The sequence below is a fragment of the Cellulomonas sp. genome, from assembly GCF_035634735.1.
GTDB lineage: Bacteria > Actinomycetota > Actinomycetes > Actinomycetales > Cellulomonadaceae > Cellulomonas.
This window is the reverse complement of the sequence record NZ_DASQCJ010000176.1, coordinates 1-18006: the sequence shown is the minus strand read 5'-3', so window position 1 is coordinate 18006 and position 18006 is coordinate 1. Positions and strand designations below refer to the sequence as shown.

The window sequence follows — 18006 nt, the reverse complement described above, 5'->3', positions numbered from 1 at the left end:
GCGCGGCGTCAGGCGACCGTGGCCGCCGCGTCCCGGCCCGGGGTGCGCAGCGTCGCGCGCAGCGTGACCTCCGTGCCGCCGCCGTCCCGCGGGGCCCACGCGATCGAGCCGCGGAGCTCGTTGGTCACCAGCGTCGACACGATCTGGGTGCCGAGGCCGGTACCCGGGCCCGCGCCGCTGCCGGCGGAGTCGGCCGGGATGCCCGCGCCGTCGTCCGCGACCGTGACCACCAGGTCGTCCTCGACGCGCTCGGCGTTCACCTCGACCGAGCCGTGGTCCCGGCCGGCCAGACCGTGCTCGACGGCGTTGGTCACCAGCTCGGTCAGCACCAGCGCAAGCGCGGTCGCGTCCTCGGCGGACACCGGCCCGAACGTGCCGCGCACGAGCGTCCGCACGGACGCCCCGGCCGACGCCACGTCGGCGGCGAGCCGCAGCGACCGGCCGACCAGCTCGTCGAACTGCACGGTCTCGTCGAGGGTCTGGGACAGCGTCTCGTGCACCAGCGCGATGGTGGCGACCCGGCGCATGGCCTCCTCGAGCGCCGCGCGGGCCTCGGGCACGTTCATCCGGCGGGCCTGCAGGCGCAGCAGCGCCGCGACGGTCTGCAGGTTGTTCTTCACGCGGTGGTGGATCTCGCGGATCGTCGCGTCCTTGGTGATGAGCTCCCGCTCGCGGCGGCGCAGCTCGGAGACGTCGCGGCACAGCAGCACGGCGCCGATCCGCTCCCCCTCCTCGGACAGCGGGACGGCGCGCAGGGACAGCGCGACCCCGTGCGCCTCGATGTCGGTGCGCCAGGGCGCGCGGCCCATCAGCACCAGCGGCATCGACTCGTCCACCGGGGAGTTCTGCTCGATCAGGTCGGCGACCACCTCGACCAGCGACCGGCCGACCAGGTCGTCCATCGCGCCGAACCGGTGGAAGCAGGACAGGGCGTTCGGGCTGGCGTACAGCACCTCGCCCTCGGAGTTCAGCCGCACCAGGCCGTCGGCGACGCGCGGCGCGCCGCGGCGCGGGCCGGTCGCGGCGTTCGTCATCGGGAACTCGCCGCGGGCGATCATCCCCATGATGTCGTCCGCGGCCTCGACGTAGTTCAGCTCCAGCCGGCTCGGCGTCCGGGCGCCGCCGAGGTTGGTCTGCCGGGCGATGACGGCGATGGCGCGGCCCTCGTGCACGACCGGCACCGCCTCCTCGCGCACCGCGTACGACCCGAACCAGCGCGGCTCGCGGGACCGCTGCGCCCGGACCTCGCTCAGCGAGCGCTCGAGCTGCGGGCGCTGGCCCTCGGGCGCGCGCGAGCCCACGACGTCGTCGTAGTGCACGGTCGCGCCGGTGCTGGGCCGCGCCTGCGCGATCGCGACGAAGTCGCCGTCCTCGGTCGGCAGCCAGAGCACGAGGTCGGCGAACGCGAGGTCGGAGATGACCTGCCAGTCGCCGACCAGCAGGTGCAGCCACTCGAGGTCCGCGGCGTCGAGGTGGGCGTGGCGCTGCGCGAGCTCGCTCAGGGTGGACACGGCCCCAGGGTACGGCGCACGACGTCCCCGGCCCCGGCCCGTCCCACCCCGCGGCACGTGACGCGCCCCACGCCCGCCGCCCGACCGGGGCGCGCGCCCGCGCGCGGGCGGATACTGTCGTCGGACCCGCACCTCCCCCGCGGCCGCCCGCGCACCTCGGAAGGACCCGAACGCCCGTGCACCTGCAGGTCACCGTCCCCGTCCCGGCCGATCCCCGCACCGCCGGGACGATGCTGGCCGACCCCGTGTACGTCCGCGCGAAGGTCATCGCGAGCGGCGCCGAGGTGCTGCACGTCGACGTCGCCCCCGCCGAGGACGGCGCGCTGACGGTGACGACCCGGCGCGCGCTGCCGACGGACCAGATCCCGGCGAACGTGCGCGCGTTCGTCGGCTCGACGCTCGAGGTGCGCCAGGTGGAGGCCTGGGAGCCCGCCGCGGCGGACGGCACCCGCACCGGGACGGTCGCGGTCGAGATCGCCGGCGCGCCCGTCCGGCTGACAGGCACCGTCGCCCTGGCGGCGGCCGAGGGCGGCTCCGCGATCACCTACGACGGGGACCTCAAGGCGAACGTCCCGCTGTTCGGCTCCGCGGTCGAGCAGGCGGCGGCCAAGGCCGTCCGCGGCGCCCTCGAGGCCGAGGCCGGCGTCGCCCGCGAGTGGGTCGCGAGCGCCGGCGAGGCGTAACGATTCCGTAACGCGCCTCGCGGGCATATCGCCCTGACCTGCGCGAACGTCGTCGTGGGACCGCTTCCACACCCGTTTGCGCACCCCGTCGCTTGACTTCACCGACCCCCGGACGACAGGGTGCCTGACATGGCGTGAGAGCGCTCCCGCAGTAGGTGGTGGGAGCGGTCCCACGACGGGCGCCGGTGCCGGCGACCCGACGGGAGCGGCGACGTCGCCGCGGATGACGAGGGAGTCACAGTGCGCAGGAGCACGCGCAAGACCTGGGTGGCCGTGGCCGGAGCGGCGAGCGTCGCCCTGCTGGCGACGGCGTGCGGCGGCGGGTCGGACGACGCCGCCGGCGACGACGGTTCGGACGGTCAGATCACGCTGACCATCTCGACCTTCAACCAGTTCGGCTACGAGGACCTCCTCAAGCAGTACGAGGAGGAGCACCCGAACATCAAGATCGAGCACAACAAGTTCGGCAAGTCCGACGACGCCAAGGAGCAGTTCCAGACGGCGCTCGGCGCCGGCTCGGGCCTCGCGGACGTCGTGGGCGTCGAGGTCGACTGGCTGCCGCAGATGATCCAGTACTCGGACCAGTTCACCGACCTGAGCAGCGACTCGGTCGAGGGCCGCTGGAACAAGTGGACCACCGACCAGGCCACCACCCCCGACGGCGCGCTGCTCGGCTACCCGACGGACATCGGCCCGGAGGCCATCGCCTACCGCTCCGACCTGTTCGCCGCCGCCGGCCTGCCGACGGACCGCGAGGCCGTGGCCGAGCTGTTCGGTGGCGACGACGCCACCTGGGACGACTTCTTCGCGGTCGGCGACCAGTTCATGGCCGCGGGCACCGGCCCGGCGTTCTTCGACTCCGCCGACGCGCTGGCCCAGGGCATGATCAACCAGGTCGAGGTGCCGTTCGAGGACCCCGACTCCGGCGAGATCATCGCGCTCGACAACCCCGAGATCCGCGACATCTACGACACGATCCTGTCGCACGAGGACCAGTCCGCCGGCCTCAAGCAGTGGGAGACCGACTGGACGAACGCGTTCCAGAGCAACGGCTTCGCGGTCGCGCTGGCCCCGGCCTGGTTCCTCGGCAACATCGAGGGCAACTCGGCGGGCGTCGAGGGCTGGGACATCGCCAACGTCTTCCCCGGCGGCGGCGGCAACTGGGGCGGCTCGTTCCTGGCCGTCCCGACGATGTCGGAGCACCCGGAGGAGGCCAAGGAGCTCGCCGACTGGCTGACCGCGCCCGAGCAGCAGCTCGCCGCGTTCGCCGTCAACGGCAACTTCCCGAGCCAGATCGAGGCGCAGCAGTCGGACGAGCTCCAGGGCATGACCCGCGAGTTCTTCAACGACGCGCCGACCGGCCAGATCTACACCGACCGGTCCGCGGCCATCTCCGTCGCGCCGTACAAGGGTGAGAACTACTTCACCATCCGCACCGGCCTGTCCGACGCCTTCAACCGCGTCGACGTCGACAAGTCGATGACCCCCGACGAGTCCTGGAAGGGCTTCGAGGACGCGGTCGCCGCGATCGGCTGACCCCACCGGGCCGGGCCGCCGGGACTCCCCGGCGGCCCGGTCCGTCGCGCGGGCACCCCCCGCGCCCCGCACCGCACGACCCCGGCCCGCCCGCACGAAGGATCCCCATGGCCACCCAGACGGCGCCCCCCAGGGGCGCGGCACCGCGCAGCGACGACGACCGCGCGCCCCGGAAGATCGGCTTCAAGCAGACGCTGGGCCGCTGGGACGTGAAGGTCTCGCCCTACCTGTACATCTCGCCGTTCTTCCTGCTGTTCGCGGTGGTCGGCCTGTTCCCGCTGCTCTACACCGGCTGGGTCTCGCTGCACGAGTGGAGCCTCATCGGCGGCCAGGGCGACTTCGTCGGGCTCGACAACTTCACGTTCGTGCTCGGGCAGACGTTCTTCTGGAACTCGCTGCGCAACACGTTCAGCATCTTCCTGCTGTCCACCGTGCCCCAGGTGATCGCCGCCCTGGTCATCGCCGCGATGCTGGACGCCAACCTCCGCGCCAAGACGTTCTGGCGGATGGGCGTGCTGCTCCCCTACGTCGTCGCCCCGGTCGCCGTCGGCCTGGTGTTCTCGCAGATGTTCGCCGACGGCTCGGGCATGATCAACTCCCTGCTCGGCCAGATCGGCATCGACCCGATCGGCTGGCACAAGGACGCGTTCGCCTCGCACATCGCCATCGCGTCGATGGTGAACTTCCGCTGGACCGGCTACAACGCGCTGATCCTGCTGGCCGCCATGCAGGCGATCCCGCGCGACATGTACGAGGCCGCGACGCTCGACGGCGCCAACCGCATCCGGCAGTTCTTCTCCATCACGGTGCCGATGGTCCGCCCGACCATGATCTTCGTGATCCTGACGTCGACCATCGGCGGCCTGCAGATCTTCGACGAGCCGCGCATGTACGACGCGACCGGCCTCGGTGGCTCGAACGGCCAGTGGAAGACCGTGACCCTCTACCTGTACGAGCTGGGCTGGAACAAGCAGCAGCTCGGCCGGGCCGCGGCGGTCGCCTGGCTGCTGTTCCTGATCATCATCCTGTTCGCGCTGCTCAACAACTGGCTGACCCGGCGCATCGCCTCCGCGGACGACATGAGCCGCACCGCGAAGGCCGCCCGCAAGCAGAGCCGCCGCGCCTCGCGCGACCTCGCCCGCCGGGTCAAGCAGACGTCCGACGCCGCGGTGACCGCGGCCGCACCGACCGAGGTGGACCCCCGATGAGCGCCCCGTCCGTCCCCGTCATCGCGCAGACCGCCGGCAAGGGCGCGGCCCGCGCGGCGCAGCGCAAGCGCAACAAGACCAACGGCGGCGCCGACCGCCGGCCGGGCTGGGTGACCTACGTCGTCCTCGGCGCGTTCCTGCTGATCTCGGCCTACCCGCTCTACTACACCTTCCTGCTGTCGTCCTCGACGTCGGCCGAGGTGGCGCAGAACCCGGTACCGTCGCTGATCCCGGGCGGCGAGTTCCTCGCGAACCTGCAGCGCGTGTTCGACGCCGACATCGACCTGGTGAAGGCGACCGGCAACTCGCTGGTCGTCGCCGTGATCACCAGCCTGTCCGTGGTGTTCTTCTCGACGCTCGCGGGGTACTCGTTCTCCAAGCTCCGGTTCCGCGGCCGCGGCCCGCTGCTGGTGTTCGTCATCGCGACGATGGCGGTCCCGACCCAGCTCGGCGTCGTCCCGCTCTACATCGTCATGCGGGAGCTCGGCCTGACCGGCAACCTGCTCGCGGTGATCCTGCCGGCGATGGTGACCGCGTTCGGCGTGTTCTGGATGACCCAGTACCTCGACTCCGCGCTCCCCTACGAGCTCATCGAGGCCGCCCGGGTCGACGGCGCGTCCATGTTCCGCACGTTCTGGTCGGTGGCGCTGCCCGCGGCCCGGCCGGCGGCGGCCATGCTGGCGCTGTTCACCTTCATCACGTCGTGGACGAACTTCTTCTGGCCGTCCATCGTGCTCGGCAACCAGAACCCGACCCTGCCGGTGGCGCTCAAGCTGCTGCAGGCCGGTTTCTTCCAGGACCTGCCGCTCATCATGGCCGGCGTCGTCCTCTCGATCATCCCGCTGCTCCTGCTGTTCGTCGTCGCCGGCCGCCAGCTGGTCGCGGGGATCATGGCCGGGGCCGTCAAGGGCTGACCGCTACGCTTCGCGCGGGGCCCGTTCGCGGGTCCCGCGCGAGGGGCGCGCGTCCTCCGGTGCCCGCGCGCGGCACCACCCGACGACACGAGGGGGCGATCCGCCGTGATCGACCAGTCCGCCATCCCGTCGGCGACCCACCCGGCACCGACCCTCGAGCAGGTCGCGCTGCGCGCCGGCGTGTCCCGCTCCACCGCGTCCCGCGCGATCAACGGCGGGGACCGGGTGTCCCCCGAGGCCATGGAGTCCGTCGCCGCGGCGGTCGCCGACCTGGGCTACACCCCGAACCGCGCCGCGCGGTCGCTGGTCACCCGGCGCACCGACTCGGTCGCGCTGGTCGTGCCCGAGCCGGACGAGCGCGTCCTGTCCGACCCGTTCTTCGCCGGCGTGCTCAACGGCGTCTCCACCCCGCTCGCGCTGGCCGACCTGCAGCTCCTGCTCGTCATCGCGCGGCCGGGCGAGTCCGAGCGCACCGCCCGGTACCTGCGCGCCGGCCACGTCGACGGCGCGATCGTGGTCTCGCACCACCGGGACGACGCCATCGACCGCGCGCTGCAGGCCTCCCGGCTGCCGACGGTGTTCATCGGCCGCCCGCTGGTCGGCGGCGAGGCCGCGGCGGTCGTCGACACCGACAACCTGCGCGGCGGGCGGATCGCGACCGAGCACCTGGTGCGGCTCGGCCGGCGCCGGATCGCCACCATCGCCGGCCCCGCCGACATGTCCGCGGGCATCGACCGGCTGGCCGGGTGGCGCGCTGCGCTCGCCGAGGCCGGGCTGCCCGACGACGCGGTGGTGCACGGCGACTTCACCGTCGACGGGGGCGCCTCGGCGGCGCGCGAGCTGCTCGCGCGGTTCCCCGACCTCGACGGGATGTTCATCGCGTCCGACCTGATGGCCGCCGGCGCGCTGCCCGAGCTCGCCGACGCCGGCCGGGACGTGCCGGGCGACGTGGCGGTCGTGGGCTACGACAACTCCGGCCTGGCGACGACCACGAAGCCGAACCTCACGACGGTGACGCAGCCGGTGATCGCGATGGCGCGGGCGGCCGGCGAGGAGCTGGTCGCGCAGCTGCAGGGGCGCCGCGCGCGCACGGAGGCGCAGGTGTTCGCGCCGGAGCTGGTGGTGCGCGGCTCGGCCTGACCCGCGCGCGCGGGCGCCCGCGGCGTCGAGTGCCTACGAGACGTGACGAGTGCCTATCCGACGGATAGGCACTCGTCACGTTTCATGTGCATTCGCCGCCCGCTGGCGTCAGCGGGTCGGGTCCACGTGGCCGAAGCGGTGGCGGGTGCGCGAGACGGCCTGCTCCCGCACGACCGTCATCAGCTCCCGGCGCCCGCTCGCCACGACCGGCGCGTCGAGCACCGTCACCTCGCCCGTGCGCGTGACCGCCGCGGCGCGCAGGCCCGGGGCGGACCCGACCACCCGCACCCGGCCCGCGACCTCGCCGGCCGCGACCCGCAGCGCGAACGCGTCGTCGCTCTCCTCCGCCGCCCGGCTCACCGTCACCGGCACCCCGGCGGTCCGCGCCGCCGACAGCACGCGCAGCACCTCCCGCTCGCGCCCGTCGGCGCCGACGCGCACGGTCAGGTGCGGCACGGGGCGGTGCCGGAGCGCGTTCTCCTCCGACGCGAGCCCGGACGGGTCGTGCGGCGCGCCGAGCTCCTCGGCCCAGACCCGCGCGTCGTCGGCGTGCGCCCAGGCCAGCCAGGCGTCGTCGTCCAGCGCCGCGACCTCCGGGGCGTCGGACCACGCGCCGAGCTGCGCGACGTAGGACGGGCCGCCGGCCTTGGCGCCGGGGCCGACCACCGAGGCCTTCCAGCCGCCGAACGGCTGCCGCTGCACGATCGCGCCGGTGATGTGCCGGTTCACGTAGGCGTTGCCGACCTCGACCCGGTCGAGCCAGTGCGCGATCTCGGCCTCGTCCAGCGAGTGCAGGCCGCCGGTCAGGCCGAGCGCCACCGCGTTCTGCACCGCGATGGCCTCGTCCAGGGTGTCGACGCGGATCACGCCGAGCACCGGCCCGAAGCACTCGGTGAGGTGGAACCAGGACCCCGGGCGCACGCCGTGCTTGACGCCGGGCGTCCACAGCCGGCCCTCCTCGTCGAGCCGCCGCGGCTGCACGAGCCACGCCTCGCCCTCGTCGAGCGTCGTCAGCGCGCGGAGCAGCTTGCCCGACGCCGGCTCGACCAGCGGGCCCATCGTCGTGCCGAGGTCGTCGGACCAGCCCACGCGCAGCGACGACACCGCGTCGGCGAGCTGCCGGCGCAGCCGGTCGGACGTGCCCGCCGACCCGACCAGGATCGCCAGCGACGCCGCCGAGCACTTCTGCCCCGCGTGCCCGAACGCGGACCGCACCAGGTCGGCCACCGCCAGGTCGACGTCGGCGGACGGCGTGATGATCAGCGCGTTCTTGCCGGACGTCTCGGCGAGCACGTCCAGGTCGGGGCGCCAGCCGGCGAACAGCTGGGCGGTCTCGAGCGAGCCGGTCAGCACGACCCGCGCGACGTCCGGGTGCGTGACCAGCCGGCGGCCGACCTCGCCCTCCGGCGACAGCACGACCTGCAGCGCGGCCTCGTCGACGCCGGACGCGTCGAGCGCGCGCTGGATCGCCGCGCCGGCCACCCGCACGCACCGCGGGGTCTGCGGCGCGGGCTTGATCAGCACGGGCGACCCGGCCGCGAGCGCCGCCAGCACGGAGCCCACCGGGATGGCGACCGGGAAGTTCCACGGCGGGGTGACCACGGTGACGCCGCGGGGCCGGAACACCGCGCCCGGGACGCGCCCGTCGGCGAGCTCCTCCGCGCGGTCGGCGTAGTAGCGGGCGAAGTCGACGGCCTCGCTGACCTCGGGGTCGGCCTCGGCGACGGTCTTGCCGCCCTCGTGCACCATCGTCGCGACCAGGTCGCCGCGGGCGGCCTCGAGCTCGTCGGCGGCGCGGCGCAGGACCGCGGCGCGCTCGGCGGGCGTGCGGGCGGACCACGCGGGCGCGGCGGCCACGGCCCGGGCGACGACGGCGTCCACCTCGGCCTCGGTGCCGACCTCGACGGCGCCGGCCGGCGGCTCGACGTCCGCGGCGACCAGGCGCGCGGCCCACTCCCGGGACTCGGCGACGGCGGGGTCGGTGTCGGCGGCGTTCCGGAACGCCCCGGGCTCCGACGCCCCTGCGCCGGGGTCGCGCGGCAGCCGGCGGCGCCCCGTGGGCACGCGGTCGGCGCCCGCGACCGACGCCAGGAACGCGTCCTCCTGGGAGGCGATCCCCTCGTCCGGGCCGTCCCCGCCGGCGAACAGCGCGTGCAGGAAGTTCTGGTGCGCGGCGTTCTCCTCCAGGCGGCGCACCAGGTAGGAGATCGCGACGTCGAAGTCCTGCTTCGCCACCACCGGCGTGTACAGCAGCACCTGGCCGACCTCGCGCTGCACCGCGCGGGCCTGCGCCGGGGCCATGCCCTGCAGCATCTCGATGTCGAGCGCCTCGGACACCCCGTGGTGCGCCGCGAGCAGGTGGGCGTACGCGACGTGGAACAGGTTGTGGCTCGCGACGCCGACGCGCAGCGCGGACGTCCGCGCGGGGTCGAGCGCCCGCCGGACCAGCCGGACGTAGTGCGCGTCGACGTCGGGCTTGCCGGCGTACGGCGCCTGCGCCCAGCCGTGCAGCTCGGCCTCGACCTGCTCCATCGCGAGGTTGGCGCCCTTGACCAGCCGGACCTTGAGCCGCGCCCCGCCGGCGGCGACCCGGCGCCGGGCGATCGCCGTCACCTCGTCGAGCGCCGCGGAGGTGTCCGGCAGGTAGGCCTGCAGCACGATGCCCATCTCGGCGCCGCGCACCTGCGGGTCGTTCACCAGCGCGTCGAACACCCGCACCGTCAGCGCGAGGTCGCGGTACTCCTCCATGTCGAGGTTGAGGAACGTCCCGCTCGCCGCGGCGGCCCGGTACAGCGGCAGCAGGCGGTCGACGACGCGCCGCACGCTCCCCTCGGTGTCCCAGGTCGACAGCTGGCTGGCGACGGCCGAGACCTTGATCGACACGTAGTCGACGTCCGGGCGGGCGGCGAGCTCGGCCACCCGGTGCAGCCGGCGGTTCGCCTCGTCCTCGCCGAGCACGGCCTCGCCCAGCAGGTTGAGGTTGAGCCGGAACGCCTCCTTCCGGGCGCGCGCCAGGTGCGGGCCGAGCCCCGGGCCGGCGTCGGCGACCAGGTGGCCGACGAGCTGGCGCAGCCGGATCCGCGCCGCGGGCACGACGGCGGACGGCAGCAGCGGGGCGACCTTCGCGCCGACCCCGAGCAGCGCCCGGTCCACGCCGCCGAGGAACGCCGCGGCGTCGGCGGCGCGCTCCCCGAGGCCTGCGAGCTCGGCCGCGGCGACCCGGACGTCCTCCGGGCGGGCGACCCGGTCCACGAACCGCACCGCGAGCTCCAGCCCCGCGGGGTCGGCGACGAGCGCGGCGAGCCGGCCGGTGGCGCGGCGCTCGGCGGGGGTCTCGTCGGCGGCGGTCGCGGCCATCCAGCGGTGGGCGAGGTCCACCGCGTCCCGGGTCAGGTGCTCCGGGGCGTGCGGCGCGGCGGCGGCGTCGGCGGCGTCGCGCGCGGCGGCCGGGTCGTGGGTCGTCGTCATGGCGGGATCCTCCCCGAGCGCCCCGCGCCCCGTCTTGCACGGATCGGCCGGGCCACCGGGCCCGATCCGTGACACGTGCCCGTCACGCGCAGCACCTACGCTGCCCCCGACATGGAACGCCGTCCACCCCACCTCGCCGCGGCCCCCGGGACCGCCGGCCCCGCCGCGCCCGCCGCCACGCCCGCCGCCGCGCCCGCGCCCGCCGACGCCCCCGCGCGCGCCCTGCTCCGCGCCCTCACCCCCGCCCTGCTCCGGCTGTGCGACGACCTCACCGGCACCATGTTCTGCGCGAAGGACCTCACGGGCCGGTACGTGGTGGTCAACGACGCGTTCGTCCGCCGCACCCCCGAGCGGTCCCGCCGCGCGGTCGTCGGCCGCACCGCCGCTGAGCTGTTCCTCCCGCACCTGGCCGAGCGGTACGACGCCCAGGACCGCGACGTGCTGGCGACGGGCCGGGCGCTGCACCGCGAGCTCGAGCTGATCCGGCGACCCGGCGGCCCGCCCGGCTGGTACCTCACGTCGAAGGAGCCGGTGCGCGACGACGCGGGCGCCGTCGTGGGGCTGGTGAGCATCTCGCAGGCGCTGCGCGCGGGCGACGCCGACGCGGCGACCGTCGAGGCCCTGTCCCGGGTCGCGGCGTTCGTGCAGGGGCGGCTCGCGGACCCGCCGACGGTGGCCGAGCTCGCCGAGGCGGCGGGCTGCTCGCCGTCGACGCTCGACCGCCGGGTGCGCCGGGTCTACGCGCTGTCCCCGCAGCAGTACGTGCTCCGGGCGCGGGTCGACCACGCGGCCGCGCTGCTCGGCGGGACGGACCTGCCGCTCGCCGAGGTGGCCGCGGCCGCCGGGTTCTACGACCAGGCCTCGTTCACCCGGACGTTCGGCCGGCTGACGGGCGAGACGCCGGCGCAGTTCCGCCGGGCCGTCGCCCCGCTGGTCCCGCCGCTGGTCGCGCCGCTGCCGTGGCCCCGGGCCGCGGGCTGAGCCACGATGGACGCATGACACCCGCTCCGCAGATCCCCACCGTCACGCTCAAGGGCGGCGAGATGCCGCTGCTCGGCCTCGGCACCTGGCAGTCCGAGGGCGGCGACGCCGAGCGCGCCGTGGTCGCCGCGCTCGAGCTCGGCTACACGCACGTCGACACCGCCACCGGGTACGGCAACGAGGCCGAGGTCGGCCGCGCCCTGTCCCTGGTCGACGTCGACCGGGACGCCGTGTTCGTCACCACCAAGCTGCCGCCGGACCACGCCGGCCGCGAGCGCCAGACGCTGCACGAGTCGCTGGCGGCGCTGGGCACCGACCACCTCGACCTGTGGCTGATCCACTGGCCGCCGAACAAGCAGGCCACGCCGGCCACCTGGGAGCAGTTCATCGCCGCGCGCGACGAGGGCCTGGTGCGCTCGATCGGCGTGTCCAACTACTCGATCGCGCAGATCGACGAGCTCATCGCCGCCACCGGCGAGGCGCCCGCGGTGAACCAGATCCCGTGGAGCCCGGGCGACTTCGACGCCGACCTGCTCGCGGCGCACGCCGAGCGCGGCGTGGTCGTCGAGGGCTACAGCCCGTTCAAGCGGACCGACCTGGACGACCCGGTGCTCACCGCGATCGCCGAGGCGCACGGCGTCAGCACCCGCCAGGTCGTGCTCCGCTGGCACGTGGACCACGGGATCGTCGTCATCCCGAAGTCCACGAACAAGGACCGCATCGCGCACAACCTCGAGGCGCTGCAGTTCACGCTGTCCGCCGACGAGCTCGCGCAGATCGACGGCCTGGGCGGCAGGTGACGGAGCCCGACGCCACGCGCGACCCCGGGACGCCCGCCGTCCCGGGGCCGCCGTCGGTCCCCCCGCCGGCGACCCGCCGCGAGGCCCGGGCCCGGGCCGCCGCCCCGGCAGCGGCCGCGGCAGCGGCCGCGGCCCGCGCGGACGACCGGGCGGACGGCCGGGCGGACGGACGGGCGGACGGCCGGGCGGACGACCGGGCGGACGGCCGGGCCGACGACGGCGCCCCCGACGCGGACGCCGTCGTGACGACCGGCCCCACCCCCGCGCGCCGGTACGGCCGGGGCCGGGCCGCGGTCGCCGCCGCGACCAGCGCGGTGCTCGTCGCGGCCGTCGCCATCGCCGGCGTGCAGCTGCACCAGGCCCGCGAGCGCGCCGCCGACGCCGAGCAGCGCGCCGAGGCGATCGGCCTGACCGCCGAGCTGTCCGCGGCCGAGGACGACTTCCTGGCCGAGCAGCGCCGCAGCGCGGGAACCGAGGCGTCCCGGCAGGCGGCCGAGACGGTGCGCGCCGCCCAGGAGCGGGCCGCGGCCGAGGAGGCCGCCCGGGTCGCCGCGGAGCAGGCCGCCGCCGAGGCCGCCGCGGCGAAGGCCGCGCGCGCCGCGCAGGAGCAGGCCGACGCGGAGGCCGCGGCCGCCGCGCGGGCGGGCGCGGGCTCGGGGTCGGGTTCCGCCTCGGGCGGGGCCCCCGCGGGCGCGCCGAGCAACCCCGGGATCGCGGGCTGGGTCGACGGCCGCCCGGTCGACGCGAACGGCAACGTGCTCTGGGTGACCTCCGTGCCGACCGCCGACGGCGACGGGTCGAACGGCCACATGCCGGCCTCCGCCATGTGCCAGGTGCCGTGGGGCACCGACCAGCTCGGGTTCGCCCAGTACCTCCGCTGCGACGCCGCGGACGCGCTCACCGCCCTGAACGAGGCGTTCCGCGCGCAGTTCGGCGCGTCGATCGACCTGGACCTCACCTACCGGTCCTACGAGGACCAGGTGGCGATGAAGGCGACGTTCGGCGGCCTCGCCGCGGCGCCGGGCACGTCGTCGCACGGCCTCGGGACCGCGCTCGACGTGCAGGAGTGGGTCGGCACGTACGGGTTCGGCACGGCGCGGTACGACTGGCTGGTCGCGAACGGGCCCACCTACGGCTGGTACGCGCCGGCCCGGGTCCGCCAGGGCCAGCCCTACGCCGAGTACTGGCACTTCGAGTACGGACCCGGCCGGACCTCCTGACCGCGCGGGGCCCGACCGGTCGGGCCCCGCCGCGTGTGGCACAGTGACGAGGTACCCGGCCGCCGCCGGCGGGTGCGGCGACGAGGCCGCGCCCGGGCTGCCGGACGCGATGCCCAGGAGGCCTCTGCATGACCGCGACCGCACCCGCCGGGACGTCGTCGTCGCCCACCCCCGCGACGCCCGCCCCGCGCACCTCCCCCCTGACGACGGCGCTCGCGCAGCTGTCGTCGGCCGTCGGGCTGCTCGGCTACGACGACGGCCTGCACCAGATGCTCGCGACCCCGCGCCGGGAGCTGCACGTCGCCGTGCCGCTGCGCCGGGACGACGGCCGGATCGAGCTGCTGTCCGGCTACCGGGTGCAGCACAACATCTCCCGCGGGCCCGGCAAGGGCGGCCTCCGGTACGCGCCGGGCGTGGACATCGACGAGGTCCGCGCGCTGGCGATGTGGATGACCTGGAAGTGCGCCGTCGTCGACCTGCCGTACGGCGGCGCGAAGGGCGGCGTGGCGATCGACCCGCGCGGCTACTCCCCCGCCGAGCTCGAGCGGGTGACCCGGCGGTACACCTCCGAGGTGATGCCGATCATCGGGCCGGAGCGGGACATCATGGCGCCCGACGTCGGCACCACCGAGCAGACGATGAGCTGGGTCATGGACACGTACTCGGTGAACTCCGGGTACACGATCCCGGCGGTGGTCACCGGGAAGCCGATCGCGATCGGCGGCTCGCTCGGCCGGGCCACGGCCACGTCCCGCGGCGTCGTGCACGCCACCGCCGCGGCGCTGGCCGACGCCGGCACCGAGCTGTCCGAGGTCACCGCCGCCGTGCAGGGCTTCGGCAAGGTCGGCTCGCACGCGGCGCGGTTCCTGGCCGAGGGCGGCGCGCGGGTCGTCGCGGTGAGCGACCAGTACGGCGGCGTGCACGCGCCGGGCGGCCTGGACGTCGCCGCGCTGCTGAGCCACGTCGCCGAGACCGGTTCGGTCGTCGACCTCCCCGGCGCCGACCCGCTGACCAACGCGGAGCTGCTGGCGCTCGACGTCGACGTGCTGATCCCCGCCGCGACCGAGGACGTGCTGGACGAGGACACCGCCGCCGCGGTCAAGGCGCGCTGGGTGGTCGAGGGCGCGAACGGCCCGACCACCAGCGAGGGCGACCGGGTGCTGGCCGACCGCGGGATCACCGTCGTCCCGGACATCCTGGCGAACGCCGGCGGCGTGGTCGTGTCGTACTTCGAGTGGGTGCAGGCCCAGCAGGCGTACTGGTGGACCGAGCGCGAGATCGAGGACCGGCTGGAGCAGCGGATGCGCTCCGCGTACGCCGCCGTGGCGCAGCGGGCCCGGGCCGACGGGATCACGCTGCGGGACGCGGCGCTGGTCATCGGCGTGCGCCGGGTGGCCGAGGCGCACCAGCTGCGGGGGCTGTACCCCTGATCGGCGCGGCGCCGCGCGTGTGACGCGGGACGCGGCCGGCCCCGGGAAGCCCCCGCGGGCCGGCCGCGTTGCCCCTGGTGTGAGCACCCCCGACGCCGCCCGCGCGCACCAGCCCGTCGTCCGCCCCGAGGTCCCGCTGTCCGTCCTCGACCTGTCCCCGGTGGGGACGGGCGCGACCAGCGCCGACGCGCTCGCCGACTCCACCGCCCTGGCCCGGCGCGCCGACGCGCTCGGCTACCGCCGGTTCTGGGTCGCCGAGCACCACAGCATGCCCGCGGTCGCGTCCACCTCCCCCGGCGTGCTGCTCGCGCACCTCGCCGCCTCGACCGAGCGGATCCGGGTCGGCTCCGGCGGCGTCATGCTGCCGAACCACCCGCCGCTGGTCGTCGCCGAGCAGTTCGCGATGCTCGAGGCGCTGCACCCGGGCCGCGTCGACCTGGGCATCGGCCGCGCGCCGGGCGCCGACCCGATGACCGCCGCCGCGCTGCGCCGCACGGTCGAGGGCCTGGGCGCCGAGGACTTCCCCGCCGAGCTGCTCGACGTGCTGCACCTGCTCGGCCAGCTGCCCGCGGGCCGCGCCGCGTCGGCCGTCACGCAGCGGCTGCGCGCCACCCCGGTGCCGTCGGGGACGCCCGAGGTCTGGCTGCTGGGGTCGTCGACGTTCAGCGCGCAGCTCGCCGGCGAGCTCGGCCTGCCGTTCTCCTACGCGCACCACTTCGGCACCGGCATCACGACGACGGCCGCCGAGGTGTACCGGTCGGCGTTCCGCCCGTCCGCGGTGCTGGACGCCCCGCACCTCATGGTGTCGGCCTCGGTGATCGTCGCCGAGTCCGAGGAGCGGGCGCAGTGGCTCGCCGGGCCGTCGAAGGTCATGGCGCTGCGGCTGCGGAGCCGAGGGGCGCTGGCGCCGATCGAGACCCCGGAGGACGCCTCGACGCTGCTGGCGGACCTCGACCCGGTGCAGGCGGCGGAGTTCTTCGCGAAGGTGGCGGGCACGCAGATCGCGACCACGGCGGAGCCCGCGGCGGCGGCCCTGCGCGAGCTGGTCGAGCGCACCGGCGCGGACGAGCTGATCGTGACGGCGACGACCCACGACGTCGCGGACCGGATCGCGACGCTGGAGGCCCTGGCCGCCGCCTGGTGACCCGGGGCGCGCGGGCCGGTGCACGGTGGCAGGATCGGCGCCATGGACGAGGTCGTCGGGGGTGCGTGGCGGTTCACCGAGGTCGCGGGCGTGCCGCTCGACGACGGGCCGGAGCGGGCGCACCCGGCGCTGACGTTCTCCGGCGACGGCCAGGTCTACGGCACCGGCGGCGTGAACCGGCTGCGCGGCACCTGGTCGTTCGACCGCGACCCGGACGGGCCGGCCTCCGGCACGCTGACGTTCGGCCCCGTGGTCACCACGCTGATGGCCGGCACCCCCGAGCACATGGCCCGCGAGCGCGCGGTGCTCGACCTGCTGGCCCGCCCGGTGCGCGCCGCGGTCGCCGACGGGGCGCTCGTGCTCGTCGACGACGAGGGGCGGGTCAGCCGCCTGCTGCCCGCCCCCGCCGAGGAGTCCGTCTAGCGGACGCGCGCACCCGGGCGCGCGCCGCCGCTCAGGCGCGCGGCTGCCGCTCCGCCCACTCCGCGAGCTCGACGCGCGGGCCGGTGTAGAACGGGATCTCCTCGCGCACGTGCCGGCGGGCGCCGGTGGCGCGCAGGTCGCGCATGAGGTCGACGATGCGGTGCAGCTCGTCCGCCTCGAAGCCGAGGACCCACTCGTAGTCGCCGAGCGCGAACGACGACAGCGTGTTGGCGCGGACGTCCGCGTAGTCGCGGGCGGCGTGGCCGTGCTCGCGGAGCAGCTCGCGGCGCTCCTCGTCGGACAGCAGGTACCACTCGTAGGACCGCACGAACGGGTACACGCACAGGTAGTCCCGCGGCTCCTCGCCGGCCAGGAACGCCGGGACGTGCCCGCGGTTGAACTCCGCCGGGCGGTGCATCGCCGCGACGGACCACACCGGCAGCAGGTGGGCGCCGAGGTCGCTCGCGCGCAGCCGGTGGAACGCCTCCTGCACGGCCTCGATCGTCGGGGCCCACCACCAGACCATGAGGTCCGCGTCGGCGCGCAGGCCGGCGACGTCGTACCAGCCGCGGACGACCAGGCCCGCGGGGGCGTCCGGGCCGGTCAGCGCGGCGAGCGCGTCCTCGACGTACCGCTTCCGCTCGGTCTCGTCGGCGGGCAGCGGCTCCGTGGTCTCGAACACCGCGTACATCGCGTACCGGATCGAGGCGTTGATCTCGTCGGCGGTCTCGGTGCTGTGGCCGCCGGCCGGCGGGGTCGTGGTGCTCATCGTGCTGCTGCTCCCTCGGGGGTGTCGTGCGCTCGCTGCTGGTTGATCGTGGGCAGGCCCGTGTCGACGCCCGCGCGCTGGAAGCAGCAGCCGACGGCGCACCGGTCGGGCCAGGCGCCGAGCACGCCGACCGTCGTCCGGTCCGGGTCCTCGCCGCGCTCGGCGGCGGCGCGCTCGAGCACCAGGTCGACCAGGCCCGCGACGAACGGGGCCCGGGTGGACGCCGAGCCCGCGCGGACGGCGGTGACGCCGAGGTCCTTCGCGGTGGCCATCGCCTCGGTGTCGAGGTCGTAGGCGACCTCCATGTGGTCGGACACGAAGCCGATCGGCGACATGACGACCGCGGTGGTGCCGGCCTCCGCCCGCTCGGCGAGCACGTCGTTGATGTCCGGCTCCAGCCAGGGCTGCGACGGCGGGCCGGAGCGCGAGCAGAACGCCAGGCTCCAGTCCGGCGACACCCCGAGGTCGGCGGCCACGAGCTGCGCGACCTCCCGGCAGGCGTCCTGGTGCTGGGCCTGGTACCCGGGGCGGGCGGCGGCGGAGCCGGCCTCCATCGCGAGCGGGATCGAGTGCGTGACGAACAGCAGCGGCGCCTCGGCTGCGACCTCGGCGACCGGCCGGCCGACCTGCGCGGCGAGCTCGGTGAACGCCTCGACCACGGCGTCGGCGTTGGCGCGCACGAATCCCGGGTGGTTGAAGTAGTGCCGGAGCTTGTCGACCTGGACGCCCGCGGCGGCCTCGGCGTCGGCGCAGCCGTCGGCCTCGCCCGCGACGCCCGC

Annotated in this window: 15 protein-coding genes; 11 read left to right on the top strand and 4 right to left on the bottom strand. The window is 75.6% G+C overall.

What is annotated here, in order from left to right; translation table 11 throughout:
* Positions 1–8 precede the first annotated feature (8 nt).
* Positions 9–1511 (bottom strand): sensor histidine kinase, encoded by a 1503-nt coding sequence (locus tag VER05_RS14675; protein ID WP_324846080.1) that lies wholly within the window; start codon positions 1509–1511, stop codon positions 9–11.
* A 176-nt stretch (positions 1512–1687) separates the two neighbouring features.
* Between VER05_RS14675 and VER05_RS14670 the strand changes: the two genes are divergently transcribed.
* The 5 genes from VER05_RS14670 (at position 1688) to VER05_RS14650 (ending at position 6992) form a co-directional block, all read left to right on the top strand.
* Positions 1688–2194: a DUF2505 domain-containing protein gene (locus VER05_RS14670; protein ID WP_324846079.1), complete on the top strand. Its 507-nt coding sequence runs from the start codon at positions 1688–1690 to the stop codon at positions 2192–2194.
* Between the two features lie 240 nt (positions 2195–2434).
* Positions 2435–3730: an ABC transporter substrate-binding protein gene (locus VER05_RS14665; RefSeq protein WP_324846078.1), complete on the top strand. Its 1296-nt coding sequence runs from the start codon at positions 2435–2437 to the stop codon at positions 3728–3730.
* Positions 3731–3837: 107 nt separating this feature from the next.
* On the top strand, positions 3838–4938 hold the full coding sequence (locus VER05_RS14660) for a sugar ABC transporter permease (RefSeq protein ID WP_324846077.1): 1101 nt from the start codon (positions 3838–3840) through the stop codon (positions 4936–4938).
* Positions 4935–5852: a carbohydrate ABC transporter permease gene (locus VER05_RS14655; protein WP_324846076.1), complete on the top strand. Its 918-nt coding sequence runs from the start codon at positions 4935–4937 to the stop codon at positions 5850–5852. Before VER05_RS14660 ends, VER05_RS14655 begins: the two co-directional genes overlap by 4 nt.
* 105 nt (positions 5853–5957) lie before the next feature.
* Positions 5958–6992: a LacI family DNA-binding transcriptional regulator gene (locus VER05_RS14650; protein WP_324846075.1), complete on the top strand. Its 1035-nt coding sequence runs from the start codon at positions 5958–5960 to the stop codon at positions 6990–6992.
* Between the two features lie 108 nt (positions 6993–7100).
* Here VER05_RS14650 and VER05_RS14645 read toward each other — a convergent pair whose 3' ends face one another.
* The gene (locus VER05_RS14645; protein WP_324846074.1) at positions 7101–10460 is read right to left on the bottom strand and encodes a bifunctional proline dehydrogenase/L-glutamate gamma-semialdehyde dehydrogenase; all 3360 of its coding nucleotides are present in this window, start codon (positions 10458–10460) and stop codon (positions 7101–7103) included.
* Positions 10461–10571: 111 nt separating this feature from the next.
* Here VER05_RS14645 and VER05_RS14640 point away from each other — a divergent pair, with 111 nt between their 5' ends.
* The 6 genes from VER05_RS14640 (at position 10572) to VER05_RS14615 (ending at position 16458) form a co-directional block, all read left to right on the top strand.
* A complete protein-coding gene (locus VER05_RS14640; RefSeq protein WP_324846073.1) occupies positions 10572–11441 on the top strand; it encodes an AraC family transcriptional regulator in 870 nt (289 codons plus the stop codon).
* A 14-nt stretch (positions 11442–11455) separates the two neighbouring features.
* Complete coding sequence (locus VER05_RS14635; protein ID WP_324846072.1) at positions 11456–12241, top strand: aldo/keto reductase; 786 nt, start codon at positions 11456–11458, stop codon at positions 12239–12241.
* Positions 12238–13461: a M15 family metallopeptidase gene (locus VER05_RS14630; RefSeq protein ID WP_324846071.1), complete on the top strand. Its 1224-nt coding sequence runs from the start codon at positions 12238–12240 to the stop codon at positions 13459–13461. Before VER05_RS14635 ends, VER05_RS14630 begins: the two co-directional genes overlap by 4 nt.
* Before the next feature lie 128 nt (positions 13462–13589).
* Positions 13590–14891: a Glu/Leu/Phe/Val dehydrogenase gene (locus VER05_RS14625; RefSeq protein ID WP_324846070.1), complete on the top strand. Its 1302-nt coding sequence runs from the start codon at positions 13590–13592 to the stop codon at positions 14889–14891.
* A gap of 79 nt (positions 14892–14970) precedes the next feature.
* Positions 14971–16035, top strand: a complete 1065-nt coding sequence (locus tag VER05_RS14620; protein WP_324846069.1) for an LLM class flavin-dependent oxidoreductase — start codon at positions 14971–14973, stop codon at positions 16033–16035.
* 42 nt (positions 16036–16077) lie between these two features.
* On the top strand, positions 16078–16458 hold the full coding sequence (locus VER05_RS14615; RefSeq protein ID WP_324846068.1) for an META domain-containing protein: 381 nt from the start codon (positions 16078–16080) through the stop codon (positions 16456–16458).
* 31 nt (positions 16459–16489) lie between these two features.
* On the opposite strand, the gene hemQ is transcribed toward VER05_RS14615, so the two are convergent.
* The gene (gene hemQ, locus VER05_RS14610; protein ID WP_324846067.1) at positions 16490–17227 is read right to left on the bottom strand and encodes a hydrogen peroxide-dependent heme synthase; all 738 of its coding nucleotides are present in this window, start codon (positions 17225–17227) and stop codon (positions 16490–16492) included.
* Positions 17224–18006, bottom strand: a 783-nt coding sequence (locus VER05_RS14605) for a ferrochelatase (protein WP_324846066.1), incomplete at its 5' end; no start/stop codon positions are given. The genes VER05_RS14605 and hemQ, both read right to left, overlap by 4 nt.